The sequence below is a fragment of the Massilia sp. Root335 genome (assembly GCF_001425685.1).
Lineage (GTDB): Bacteria > Pseudomonadota > Gammaproteobacteria > Burkholderiales > Burkholderiaceae_D > Telluria > Telluria luteola.
Map to the genome: position 1 here is coordinate 90,361 of NZ_LMCY01000044.1, position 13,273 is coordinate 103,633.

At 59.9% G+C, this 13,273-nt stretch carries 10 protein-coding genes and 1 pseudogene; 10 read left to right on the forward strand and 1 reads right to left on the reverse strand.

Translation table 11 applies throughout. The features are described from left to right. Positions 1-1,087: 1,087 nt before the first annotated feature. From ASC93_RS30170 to ASC93_RS31110, 4 genes and pseudogenes are all read left to right on the forward strand, one after another. Positions 1,088-1,832, forward strand: a pseudogene (locus ASC93_RS30170) (IS5 family transposase); the annotation flags it as partial. A 12-nt stretch (positions 1,833-1,844) separates the two neighbouring features. Next, entirely contained in the window at positions 1,845-2,069 is a 225-nt protein-coding gene (locus tag ASC93_RS22860; RefSeq protein WP_056447879.1) for a hypothetical protein, read from the forward strand. A gap of 155 nt (positions 2,070-2,224) precedes the next feature. Further along, complete coding sequence (locus tag ASC93_RS22865; protein WP_056447882.1) at positions 2,225-2,416, forward strand: hypothetical protein; 192 nt, start codon at positions 2,225-2,227, stop codon at positions 2,414-2,416. A gap of 59 nt (positions 2,417-2,475) precedes the next feature. Continuing rightward, positions 2,476-2,625, forward strand: a complete 150-nt coding sequence (locus ASC93_RS31110) for a hypothetical protein (RefSeq protein WP_157202085.1) — start codon at positions 2,476-2,478, stop codon at positions 2,623-2,625. 215 nt (positions 2,626-2,840) lie between these two features. Here the strand turns inward: ASC93_RS31110 and ASC93_RS22870 are convergent, their stop codons facing one another. Continuing rightward, the gene (locus tag ASC93_RS22870) at positions 2,841-3,434 is read right to left on the reverse strand and encodes a serine O-acetyltransferase (RefSeq protein WP_082548279.1); all 594 of its coding nucleotides are present in this window, start codon (positions 3,432-3,434) and stop codon (positions 2,841-2,843) included. A 459-nt stretch (positions 3,435-3,893) separates the two neighbouring features. Here ASC93_RS22870 and ASC93_RS22875 point away from each other — a divergent pair, with 459 nt between their 5' ends. Genes ASC93_RS22875 through ASC93_RS22900 form a run of 6 tightly spaced genes read left to right on the forward strand, consistent with a single transcriptional unit; the run spans position 3,894 to position 13,257 of the window. Next, positions 3,894-5,162 (forward strand): HlyD family secretion protein, encoded by a 1,269-nt coding sequence (locus tag ASC93_RS22875; RefSeq protein ID WP_056447885.1) that lies wholly within the window; start codon positions 3,894-3,896, stop codon positions 5,160-5,162. Positions 5,163-5,173: 11 nt separating this feature from the next. Beyond that, positions 5,174-7,321: a peptidase domain-containing ABC transporter gene (locus tag ASC93_RS22880; RefSeq protein ID WP_082548291.1), complete on the forward strand. Its 2,148-nt coding sequence runs from the start codon at positions 5,174-5,176 to the stop codon at positions 7,319-7,321. A 20-nt stretch (positions 7,322-7,341) separates the two neighbouring features. Then, a complete protein-coding gene (locus ASC93_RS22885; protein ID WP_056447891.1) occupies positions 7,342-9,108 on the forward strand; it encodes a hypothetical protein in 1,767 nt (588 codons plus the stop codon). Further along, positions 9,093-10,262, forward strand: coding sequence for a glycosyltransferase family 4 protein (locus ASC93_RS22890; RefSeq protein ID WP_056447893.1), 1,170 nt, complete (start codon positions 9,093-9,095; stop codon positions 10,260-10,262). The genes ASC93_RS22885 and ASC93_RS22890 overlap by 16 nt, the downstream gene beginning before the upstream one ends. After that, positions 10,259-12,145 carry a glycosyltransferase family 2 protein gene (locus ASC93_RS22895; RefSeq protein WP_056447896.1) on the forward strand — a complete coding sequence of 629 codons (1,887 nt, stop codon included), beginning with the start codon at positions 10,259-10,261 and terminating at the stop codon, positions 12,143-12,145. Before ASC93_RS22890 ends, ASC93_RS22895 begins: the two co-directional genes overlap by 4 nt. Further along, positions 12,142-13,257, forward strand: coding sequence for a glycosyltransferase family 2 protein (locus ASC93_RS22900; protein WP_056447899.1), 1,116 nt, complete (start codon positions 12,142-12,144; stop codon positions 13,255-13,257). Before ASC93_RS22895 ends, ASC93_RS22900 begins: the two co-directional genes overlap by 4 nt. Positions 13,258-13,273 lie beyond the last annotated feature (16 nt).

The following is a 13,273-nucleotide window of genomic DNA, read 5'->3' on the forward strand; positions in this document are numbered from 1 at the left end:
CCTCTTGATGGCCGGGATGACGTTCACGAGATCGTGAGAAAAATGCTTTGCGCCGGCGACGCCCCAGAAAAGCACGGCCACCGGCACTGCCTCGACGAAGTATTTGCGGAGTGCCATATAGATCAATACACCCAGTGCGCAGAAACAAACGAAGCGCGCAAGAGGATGAGCCATCGGGGATTGTGCAGTCGTGTCGAACATGCCAAGCAAATGAAGCGGTCAGGGCTCTACGCCGTTTTCAGTGAAAACAGGAGGCCGGGCGCGCGGTGGCGCCGCTCGAGGACGAGATGGTGCGCGAGATTGAGCAGGCGAGCTTGCTACATGCCAACGAAACGCAATGGAAGGAAGGTGGACAGTTGCCTTGGCTGTGGGTGTGTGGTTGATACGGCGTGCACGGCAAGCGCGGCCTGGCGATGATGGAAACGCATGGCGTTCTGCTGCGCCACATCGGCGCTGGTGCACGACTGCTGGGCGCTGCGCATGGATCGGCTCTGGAAAGTCGTCTTTTGTTTAGAACGTCTACCCTAGCCGGCGGTTGAAGGCTGCGGCGATCTTTTCAACACCTTGTCAAAAATTCATTTTCTCTTCTTGAAATAATCAATTTCGGTCAATAGTTGCTGCAAGTGCATTCCAAACAAAATTCCGATAAAAATCGAAAGATAACTGGAAGATGGCGTATTAAAAAGCATAAATATCAGGCACAGCAAAATAATTGTGCTGATCGAAATCAATCCGACTTTCTGTTTAATAAACGTCATGGTTTCATTCATTTAAACATTGGAAATCAAAACAATATACGCATACGCATATGCGTATATTGAAACTACTACTATTCTTTAACCGAACAAGAAACTGCCGGCGGCGTAGCCAAATCCGAGGCATGCCCCAAACGTACGCGCCCCCAAAGCCCATCCAAGAGCACCGTCCGTTGCAACAATCGCCCCAACACCGCCAGCGCATGACGCTCCGGCAGCGACCGTTGGAACAGCATACTTCCAATCAACTCCACCGGCAACGTCGGCGACTTCAGAAGGGGTGAGTTCGATAAATTGTACGGTAGACATAATTTTCTATAATGAGTTCAGCGCTGGTAGCAGCGCTGCTGCCGTGCTACCCCAAGGGCGAAGGGCGAGGCCGTTCGCCCGTTGGTCTGGAGCGGATGCTGCGCATGTACATCGCGCAGCAGTGCTTCGGCTTGTCGGACGAGGGCATCGACGATGCGATCTACGACAGCCAGGCCATTCGCGGTTTTGTCGGCATCGACCTGACGCACGAGTCGGCTCCGGCCGCGACGACGCTGCTCAAGCAAGAACCACGACGAAGAGCGCGATCCGGAAATGCACCAGTCCAAGAAGGGCAAGAACTGGTTCTTCGGGATGAAGGCCCATATCGGCGTTGATGCCAGGTCTGGCCTCACGCACACGCTTGTGACCACTGCGGGCAACGTGTCCGACGTCACGCAAACCCACAATCTGCTGCATGGCGCCGAAACGATGGTGTTTGGTGACGCCGGCTACCAGGGTGCCGAGAAGCGCCCGGAGAACACGGGCAAGGCGGTTACCTGGCATATCGCGATGAAGCGCGGTTTGCGCAAGGCCATGAAGAAGAATCCGCTGGGCCGCGCCAAGGAAAAGCTGGAGAAGGCCAAGGCTAGCGTGCGCTCCAAGGTCGAGCATCCGTTTCACGTGCTGAAGAACCTGGTCAGGCAGCACAAGGCGCGTTACCGTGGCTTGGCGAAGAACACCGCACAGCTCCATTCCTTGTTCGCATTCGCCAATCTGGTGCTGGCCGGCCGGACATTTGGAAGTGCCCGCGCCCGAACTCCGTCCTGAAGCGGAGAATGCGTGCTGCGGCAGGCCAAAACCCGTCTGCTGGCCCAGCACACGCGTGAAAAACAGCTGATTTCGACCATCGTGACGTTCGACGCTGGTTTTGTCGCGTCGAATCGGCCGCACAACCTATTTGTTCAGCGTTTCCCTAGATTCACTATTTTGAGATTGGCCGAGTTGACGCTCAAACTGATGGGTTGGAGGATGAGTTGCGAGGATATGGCTCTCCTTCGCCCTTGATTAACTATAATAGTTCCGATCTTGTTTGATACTGCGAGAATTTTTAATCCGAAAGATAAATTGATTGAACCAATAAAATTCCGCCAGATAATTAACTCGTTTTTTCAGGCATTCAGGCCAGTGCAAAGCATAACTTAACTTTTAGGATTGAAAAAATGAGAGAAATTAGCGATGTTGAAGTTCAAGCGGCTCCTGACGGAATGAGCGTAGGCGATGGCTTGGCGGCTATCGGCATTTGCCTAGGCGCAGCATCGATTATGGCAGCGTCCCCGATTGTTGCGGGCGTTGCTTCAGGCGCAATGATGGTCTATGCTGGCGTTGACATTGCCATGAACACGTTCGGCTAATAACATATTTATGGCACGCTTTTAATGGCGTGCCATAAAATCTCGTTGGAGAGTGCAGTATGCAGAAATCGAAAAAAATTAAGTGGCTATCGGTCGGTGCTGGTGTACTTTTTATTGCGGCAGGGGTCGCCAACGGGGCTAATACGTTCTATGCGATTGGCGGAATGTTTCTTGTCCTAGGGTTTGTCCCTTTGATAAAAGCAAAATAATGCCGGGTGGCCCCAAGAACCAACTGCGAAACTGAAGCGAGCGGACTGGCGCCTGTACATCCCGCGACGAGGCCAGTACAACCTCAAGCGCCTCGTTTTTTTGACATCGACGTGAACGCGTCGCGATCAAATTTTTCGTAAAGTAAAGCCACTTCCTCAAGCAAAATATCTGCATAAAATGCAAACGCTCCTCCGATAGCCGCGCGCCCCCCTCATCAACACGACAATAGCGTGTCATCCCGCAAACCACTTTTGCGCACGATCCGGGCAGGTACGCCCACCACGGTGACATCCGCCGGAACGCTTTTCACGACAACCGCGTTGGCGCCAATCTTCGCGTTATCTCCTACTGTCACGCCGCCGATGACTTTTGCACCGGAGCATATGGTGACATGATCGCCGACGATCGGGCAGTCTGTTTCGTTCGAGTAGCCAACGGTCACTTGCTGATTGATCCAGCAATACGCGCCGATCGATTTGGCGGCGACGATCGTTGCAAAACCATGCTGGATAAACAGTCCCGGCCCGATTGACTGCGCGGCCAGAAACAAGGTATCCATACGCCGGCAGAAGACATGCAGGATGATCGAGAGATTCCCGACCCGGTAATAATAGAGGTTGCGAAATTCAGGATAAAACGTCATGAGGAACAGGAACCGGTAATACAGGCCGTCCGGCTTCCCCTTCATGAGGATATCCGCCCAGCGGCCGATATCCGCATTTATATCCTCGCGCCTGCGCAACACAAACAGGGTCAACACATGCGGAACCAGCCTGATCGAACTCAAGAATAAAATTAGAAAACTCATGTCAACAGCAATCCCGCGGAACTTGCATTAGCCGGCAAACGTCTCCGTGCCGAGCGCGCATCGAACATTGCACATCCCCGCGCCGGTCCGGCGGACTCCGGCAAATCAACCGGATTTTCGCGGCTAGTCTACAGAACAAACCACCGGATATTCTATCCAATTCTATCCCGGCTTTTAATTTCGCACCCGGTCAGATTCATCGCCGGAATCGTGATAATTCGAGAGTTTTTTCCCTCGATTCAGGTGGTAACATCGATTTCCGTAAAGAAAACAAGTCCAAATCGGACGATCGAATAGAGCCTGCCATTTCTCTCTCCAAGAATTGAAAACACGGCGCACAACTGCATGAAACAAGCGTGAAATTGAAATGAAATACGCAATCACCCGCGCATCGACTTGCGAACTTGCTTTATCAATTCCTTATCCAGGCCGCTGCGCACGGTAACGCAAAGATTTCACATGACTATTAGGCAGTTGTATCGCACCGAGGCCTTGAATGCGCGGCAGATCAAATGGCTCGGTGATATCGTCCTGGTGCGGCCGGTTTCATTCGCCTTCCTTTGCCTGGTTGCCGGCCTGGCCGCAGCCATGGTGTTGACGTTCCTGTGTCTAGGCACTTACACGAAGCGCGCCACCGTAACCGGGCAATTGGTTCCCGATCTGGGCCTGGTCAAGGTCTACGTGCCGCAATTCGGCATCGTCGTGAAAAAAAATGTCGTCGAAGGCCAGTCCGTCAAACGGGGGGACGTCCTGTACGTGCTCTCGAGCGAGCGGCATAGCGATACGCAAGGCGGCGTGCAGGCGACGATCAGCCATCAGGTCATCGCCCGTCAGGATTCCCTGAAGGAGGCGCTGGAAAAGACGCGCAGGCTGAATGAAGACGAACGTGTCGCGCTCCTCAAGCGAATCGATGGCCTCGAGTCGGAGCTGGCGAAAATCGACAGCCAGATTGCGGGACAGGCGAGCCGCGTCAAATTGGCCGACGACGCCGTCGTGCGCATGCGGGAACTCGCGTCGCAAAACTTCATTTCCAAGGAACAGTTGCAACAACGTCAGGCCGACCTGCTCGACCAGCGCGCGCGCGTGCAATCGCTCGAGCGCGACCGCATCAGCATCGGCCGGGACCTGACGAGCCAGAAAAGCGACCTGGCCAGCATGCCGTTGCGCCACCAGAATCAGATTGCCCAGATCGAACGCGACATCGCAAGCCTCGGACAGGAACTGACCGAGAGCGAGGCCAAGCGCCGCCTGGAAATCACGGCGCCGGAAGCCGGCGTCGCCACCGCGGTCACGGCCGAAGTCGGGCAGATGGTCGACGGGAGCAAGCCCCTGGTCAGCATCGTCCCCGCGGGGGCGACATTGCAGGCGTACCTGTACGCGCCCAGCCGGGCCATCGGTTTCGTCAAGGCGGGCGATAAGGTGCTGATGCGTTACCAGCCCTACCCCTATCAGAAATTCGGACAGGCCCAAGGCACCGTCGCCTTTGTCTCGAAAGTCGCGCTGTCCGGCAGCGAACTGGCGGGCATGAACGGAGCGACCGACCAGGCGAACGGTGGCGAGCCGCTGTACCGGATCACCGTCAACCTGTCGGCCCAGACGATCAACGCCTATGGCCGCCCGCAGCCGCTGCAAGCCGGGATGCTGCTCGACGCTGACATCCTGCAGGAAAAGCGCCGTCTCTACGAATGGGTGCTCGAGCCCCTGTACAGCCTCAGCGGCAAACTGTGATCGGATCCGGCATGCGTTTCCTCGACGACATCAACTTCGGCTTCGGTTCCAGGCTGCCGTCGATCCTGCAAACCCAGGCGACCGAATGCGGGTTGGCGTGTCTCGGCATGGTCGCGGGCTACCATGGACACCATATCGACCTGGCCACCCTGCGCCAGCAATTTTCGATCTCGCTCAAGGGCGCCACGCTGGCGCACCTGCTCAAGATTGCGAAACGGTTGAATCTGGAATCGCGCCCGCTGAAGCTGGATCTCGATGAGTTGGACAGGCTGAAACTGCCCTGCATCCTGCACTGGAATTTCAACCACTTCGTCGTATTGAAGGAAGTCGGCGCCAAAAAAGTAACGATCCACGATCCCGCCGTCGGCGCACGGGAGATTTCGCGGGAAACGTTGTCCGAATCGTTCACCGGTGTTGCCCTCGAACTGTGGCCAAGCTCGGACTTCAAGCCCCAGGAACAGCGCCAATCGATCAAGTTACGCAGCCTGATGGGGCGCGTCACGGGCCTCGCGCGCTCGTTCTCCCAGATCCTGATCCTCGCCCTGTCGCTCGAAGTCTTTGCGCTGGTCAGTCCATTCTTCCTGCAATGGGTGCTCGACAACGTGATCGTATCGGGCGATCGCGACCTGCTGACGACGCTGGCCCTCGGCTTCGGCCTGCTGATGCTCATGCAGCAGGCCGTCGGCTCGCTGCGCTCCTGGGTCATCATGTACATGGCGACCACGCTGAACGTGCAGTGGCGCGCCAACGTGTTCACCCACCTGATCCGCCTGCCGGTGGAGTATTTCGAAAAACGCCACCTCGGCGACATCGTTTCCCGCTTCGGCACGGTCGACCAGATCCAGCACACGCTGACGACTTCCTTCCTCGAGGCGATCCTCGACGGCGTCATGTCGCTCGTGACGCTGGTCGTGATGTTCATTTACAGCCCGCTCCTGGGCTGGATCGCCGTCGGGACCATGACACTGTACGCGCTGGTGCGCTGGGTCTGGTACGGCCCCCTGCTCAAGGCAACCGAAGAGCAGATCGTCCACGCCGCAAAACAGCAGAGCCATTTCCTGGAAACGGTACGGGGCGTCAAGGCCATCAAGCTGTTCCAGCGCCAGGACGAACGCCGCGCCAGCTGGCTGACGCTGCTGGTGGACCAGATCAACGCCGACGTCCGCACGCAAAAACTGCAATTGCTGTACCGGTTCCTCAACGGCCTGCTGTTCGGCGTCGAGAACATCCTGATCGTCTGGCTCGGCGCCAAGATGGTGCTGGCCGGCGATTTCAGCGTGGGCGTGCTGATGGCGTTCAACGCCTACAAGGGCCAGTTCGACACCCGCGTCGGTTCGCTGATCGACAAGTTCACCGAGGTCAAGATGCTGAAATTGCAGGGCGAGCGACTGGCCGACATCGTCCTGACGGCGCCTGAAGACCTGCAGGGCACGCAGATGCTGGACACCCCCGCACTCGAACCCGTCATCGAGGTCGACAACCTGCGTTACCGCTATGCCGAACAGGAGCCCTATGTGCTCGATGGCGTCACGTTCAGGATCACGGCCGGCGAATCGGTGGCGCTCGTCGGTGCGTCGGGTTGCGGCAAAAGCACGTTGATGAACGTCCTGCTGGGCATCCTGCCGGCAACCGAAGGCCAGATCACCATCGGCGGCGTCAAGCTCCAGCAGGTCGGTCTCGAGACCCTGCGCCAGATGGTGGGCACCGTGTTGCAGGACGACGTGCTGTTCGCCGGATCGATCGCGGACAACATCAGCTTCTTCGATCCGCAGGCCGACCAGAAATGGGTCGAGGAATGCGCGCGGCTGGCCGCCATCGGCCATGAAATCGCCGCCATGCCGATGGGTTTCAACACGCTGGTCGGCGACATGGGCACGGTGCTGTCGGGCGGTCAGAAACAACGGGTATTGCTGGCACGTGCCCTGTACAAGCGGCCCAGCATCCTGTTCCTCGACGAGGCCACCAGCCACCTGGACATCGCCAAGGAACACGAAGTGAACACCGCCGTGAAGGCCCTGAACATCACCCGGATCATCATTGCGCACCGCCCGGAAACGATCGCGTCGGCACATCGTGTAATCGCACTCCACGCAGGAAAAGTCGTGCAGGATTCGCTCGTGTCCGACCTCTACCAGCAAGCCCAACAACAAGTCGCGTGAACGAGGGACGAAGAAGACTTATGCTCGACATTAACGATTTCCCGGAGAACCTGGTTGAGTACGACTGCGTCCGCATCCGCGATACGCGCACCGTCTGGCTCAACGCCGCCTCGATGGAAAGCCTCGCGGCGGTACTCGATGCGGGCGCGCCGGATACGAACTTCGCGCGGTATTTCTCGTATGTGTCCAAGTCCAACCGCTGCTTTGGCGAAGCCGAACTGGACCAGCACGACCGGCGCATGTATCTCGCCGAGCGGTACGGCGGCCGCGGCGTGGGCGACAACGGTGGTGGCGGGCGGGTAGGGAATATCGGACCATTCCAGGCCAAGGGCGTCGGGCCGAATCCCCTGGCGCGCGGCAGCTCGACCTGGCATTCGTACGGTTCCCTGAACCTGATCGATGCCGCCTACGAGGCGATCTACTCCACCGTGCTCGATGGCATACTCCCTCTGGGCTGCGCGAAGATTCACGGCATCATCCATACCTCGCAAGGCGGGGCGCTGCAGTCGCTGAACGCGGCAACGAAGGATGCCGAGCTGTTGCCGACGTCCGGCGCCATCCTCGTCCGGGAGCGGACCCTGCGGCCCGCCCACTTCATGCATGCGGACCTTTTCGCTCCGCCGAAGCCGGCCGGCCTGATGCGCGAGCCCCAGCGGATCCGGGCGGTGCACCGGCGCCTCAAGACCCGGTTCGAAAGCCACGACCACTTCATCCAGTTCCTCGGGAAGTTCATTCTGTCGTCCGCCAAGCAGTTCGGTTTTGCCCGCGCGGCGCGCATCGCGCATGGCGGCGTCACGCCATCGAACGTCTGCCTGGACGGCCGCTGGATCGACCTGACCGAAGCCCGCTTCCTAAGCGGCGGAAAGAATTTCCGCGGCCTGACGACCTTCTACGACGAACCCCAGGTCATTACCGAAGTCGTCACGCAGTTGATGTACGTATTCGGCAAAAGCAACGTCTCCCGCTTCAACGTGGAGCCTCTGCTGAACTACTTCCAGAAGACGTTCGACAGCTGTTTCGCCTATTATTCGCTGGAGATCCTGGGCGTGCCCGACGCGAATCTCAGCGCCATCGCCGAGAGCGAAGACGGGAAAGCATTCGCGAAAGCCTATTCCAGCATCGTCCTGCAGGGCAAGCGGCCGGTGGCCGACTTGCCCGCCGGCCTGGATCGCGACGATCCCGTCATCGCCTTCATGCGCCTAGCCTATCTCTCGCTGGCGGACATCGAGGCGTCCCTGCCGAAGCTGGGTGCGCTCCTGCGCTGTCCGCCCGCGGATGCGCTTCCGGTCGCCACGGCCTTCCGCAACCTCTTCCGCCGCGCGATCGCGCCACAGGACGAGGACGTCGCGCCGGAAGCATTCCGCAGCCAGGCCATCGCCTCGGCGGTCAAGGCGTTGCGGTGGGCCTGCCTGTCCTCCTACTTCTACCGGGACAGGATCGCCTCGCACCTCTACCATGTCACGGCCAATAAGGATCTTTCCGATCTCGGCGCCTTCATCCAGGAATGCGTCGACCAGTCCACATGGATCTTCGCCAAAGCCTGCAGCGGTGACGTCACGATCCTGGAAACGAAAGAAGTCCGCATCGGCTTCGACCAGGCGCGATCCGTCTATACCGCGACGGCCGGCGGCGAACGCACGTTCCAGCGCTACGAGGATTGCCTCGCCTTCATCCATGCGTGCCACCCGGACCTGCGCCTGAGCGACGCGTTCGATCCATTCCCCTACCTTGAAGGCCTCGCCGCCGTCCTCGCCAACCTGGAGCGCATGCCATGCAGATCCGCCTGATGCGCGAGCCCCGCGTCCTGTTCGTCAGCTATGAATTCGGTCCGCAGGTATCGGGCGGCATCGCGCGCGTGATCAATGGCCTCAGCGCCGCCCTGATCGGCAAGGTCGACTTCGACGTCTTCCTGTTGCAATGGCGCGTCGAGATCGACAATTTTTCCGGCGACCTCTATCGCAACGGCGTGGACAGGCGGTGTTATTTCGGCCACTACATCGACACGATACGCGACCTCATCAGGCTGAACGGCTACAACATCGTGCACGTCATGCACGCAGGCGAGCACACCTACGAGATCGTGAAATGCCTGCGGGACGAGGCCGTCGACGTCGTGTTCAGCCTGCACTCGATCATGAAGCACGACCAGTCCATCCGCAAGGCATCGGAAAAAGACCTGTTTCATGAAGACTTCCTTCTCAAGAACAGCGATCACGTCCACCTGCTGAGCGAGACGGCCCGGCAATGGGTCGCCGCGGCCTATCCGGATTTTCGCCCGAACGGGGACTTCCATATCATTCCGAATGCGATCGGGTGCCCGGCCGGGCGCACGCGAATCGCACCGCGCGGGCGGACCGTGCTGTGCATGTCGCGCTGGAGCCATGGCAAAGGCCTCGAATACCTGCTGGACGCCATTCCCCATGTGCTGGCGGCCCTGCCGGACGTGCGCTTCGTGCTGGCGGGCAGGAAGGAAAGCAGCTGGGAGTACGACGTCGCGAGCTATGTGAAAAAAATCGACGAAAAGATCAGCCGCGTCGCAGATCACGTGGAGGTACTCGGCTGGATCGACGACGCGCAGAAGGACCAGCTGTGCGCACGGGCCGACGTGGTGGTCATGCCCAGCGAAGTGGAGTACTTCCCCTACGCGATCCTGGAACCGGCCGCGGAAGGCATTCCCGTCGTGGCGAGCCGCATTTCCGGCAGCCGCGAGATCCTCGAGGAAGGACGGGACTGCCTCATGTACGACACGACGGACGTTCTCCAGCTCGCGGAACAGATCGTGACCGTGCTCGGCAATCCGGACCTGGCCGACCGGCTCGCCGCCAATGCCCATGCGCGCGTTTCGACCGAATACACATGGGACAGGATCAGCAGCATGTACCGGGAGCTGTATGTCCGCGTGCTGAATTCCGGCCAGAGCGCCTGGCGCGCCGTCGCATGAAGTACTGCCTGGTCAACAGCGGTCTTGCCTCCCGCCCCGGTCTGCCGGTCGGCGTCGAACAATGGGTCGACGCGCTCGGCGGCGAACTGGTCGCGCCCGCCGCCCTCGCTACGCCGGCCGCGTGCGCACGCTACGACGTCATCCATATCGTCTGCTGCCCGCAGAACGACCGGCTGATCGCCGATGTCCGCAACCGGCTGGGCGGGAACGGCAAGACCAGAGTGATCCTGTCCCTGCGCAGTATGTTTGACGCACGCCCGGAGACGCACGAACACGGGGCCCTGGTCGCGGCGTGTGCCCACGCCGACCTGCTCGTCGCCGGCGATCACGCGACCGTGCTGCATTACGAACGCATGACCGGACGGCGCGTCCACGCACTTCCCGACCCGGCCGACCTGCGCCGGCTCTACGCGGAGGCTGGCGCGTCCGGGCCGAAACTCGACAGGATCGCCTTCGTCATGCCGCGCGAACGCTTCGACGCGCACGGCCCAGGTTTCCTGGGGCGCGACGTCGAATTGTTCTGCGACGACTTCCGGAGCACGCCCGCCCTGCTCGCCCGTCTCGGCCAGTTTGCCTTCATCTGCTTCGACGCCGATCTCGAAGGCCATGACGCGGAATTGATCTACCTGGCTGCCCGGGGCTGCGCCGTCATCGGCGGCGGCCGCGCCGAAGTCAACAAGCGCTGCTTCGCGCTCAGCGCCCACCTCGCGCCCGACGCCACGCTGAAAACCCTGCGCTGGTTGCTGGACGACGAAGACGCGAAACGCTACGCGCTCGAATGCGCCGCCGACAAGCTCGAATACTACAATCACGGCAACAGCCGGAACCGCTTGATGGCCCTGCTCGCGGCCACCGGCCTGCCGGATACGCGCGATCCCGGCGCGGAGTCCGTCCTGGCAGGCGACGCGGACCGGATCGTCTACCTGGATGCGATACGTCACGTTTCCGGCCCGGTCCATGTCACCTACGGCAGCAATGAATTCGTGGTGGTCTGCCTGGTCAGGAACGGCGCGGAATACCTGCCGTCTTTCCTGCGTCATTACCGCCGTATCGGCGCAACGCATTTCTATTTCGTCGACAACGAATCCACGGACGTCACACGCTCCATCCTGGCGGACCAGCCTGACGTCACCGTGTACAGGACGGCACTCCAGCACAGGAAATTCGAAAGCGAGATCCGCCGGGCGATCATCGAGAAGCACTGCGCGTCCCGGTGGTGCATGTGCGTCGACATCGACGAGCTGTTCGAGTTTCCGGGCTCCGGCACCCTCACGATGCGCAGTTTCCTCGATTACCTGAACGCGCACGGGTTCACGTCGGTCGTGGCCTACATGCTGGACATGTTTGCGGCCGACGCGCACACCGCCGGTGTTTATCTCGAGGACGCCTACCCGAATTTCGACCTGAGCGACGTCAGCAAAGGCGATTACTACGCCGGATTCGAGGCGTTCTGCGACCACAACGTACTGCCTTGCCCCGAGATCGGCAATTACTATGGCGGCGTGCGGCAACACCATATCCGGTCCGGCGAATCGAGATTCCTGCTGACGAAGCATCCCCTGATGTTCATCGACCACCACATCGAAGCCGTGACGATGCCCCACTTCTGCAACAAGTCCCGGGTCGCCGATGTGACCTGCCTGCTGAAGCACTACAAGCTCACGGCCTCGCTCAAGGAGCGCATCGAGGAAGGAATCAGGACGGACAGCTTCTCGTTCATCATCAAGGACCAGATCGCCGCCTATCTCTCCCTGTCGGGCAACGGGCCGGTTGACCGGGCCGGCCGCCCATCCGGCGTCTACACGGACGTCGGGCGCCTGGTGGAGAGCGGTTTTCTGTACACATCGGATCGCTACCAGGCCTACGTGGACGCATCGTCATGAAATACAGTGTTGTCATCCCCACTTACAACAACAGGGACAACCTGATCAATTCCCTGGAAGCGCTCGTGCGCCTCGACTACCCGGGCCATTGTTTCGAAGTGATCGTGGTCGACGACGGGTCGTCCGATGGATTGATCGCGGCCATCGCGGGTTTCCGGCACCGGCTCGGCCTGAGGACCGTCCGGCTGGAACGCGACGATCACTCCTGCCGTTCCCGGGCGAGGAATCACGGATGGAAGATCGCCCTCGGCAAATATGTGGTCTTCATCGATTCGGACATGATCGTCAAACCCGATTACCTGAAGCAGCTCGACAGGTATTTCGCCGGCGCGGACGACTGCATGGTGATCGGCACCCGCATCCATTCCCCGGCCAGGGTGCACGTGCGCAGTATTGCCGATGGATCGCTGTTCGAGACAGTCCGCTTCGCAGCGGACGCCATTCCGTCGCTGGATTACCGCTACCTGGCGTTCTCGGCGCAATCGTTCAACGGCAGGGCGCTGCCCGATGCGTGGCTGCACGCCTACTCCTGCAATCTGGCGATACCGAAGCGCTGGTTGTCGGCCAGCGCCGGCTTCGACGAAAACATCGTCGACTGGGGCCTGGAAGATGTCGAACTCGCGTACCGGCTCTACAAGCTCGGCATCCACATCGAGATCAATCCCTACCTGGAGGCGATTCACCAGAATCCCGGCCACAGGGACGACGTCGCCATTGGCCAGGCGCGCCTGGAAGGCTATCTCGGCAACATCCACTATTTCCTGAGCCGCCATCCCGGCGCACTCGCCCACCACGCCGATCCGGTCGACGTCCTGGTCGAGGGACATCGCTATCGTGAACTGGTGCCCGGCGCGACCGATTTATGCGTCGACAACTTCGAAGACGACTGTCCGGCCGAATTGGCGCTCGACCTGATCCGCATGGGTGAAGGCCGGCACGACCGGATCATCCTGTTCGATTACGCGAGCGCGTCCAACCTGGACGTGCACGTTCAAAAATTGCATTCCCCGGCATGCCCCATCCTGTACTTTCCGATGACGAGAAAGGTGGATGTAGCCGCCATGATGCATTACATCAGCGCCATGCGCGCCAAGACTGCGGCGCTCGCGTAAGCGCCGCGCATCGACA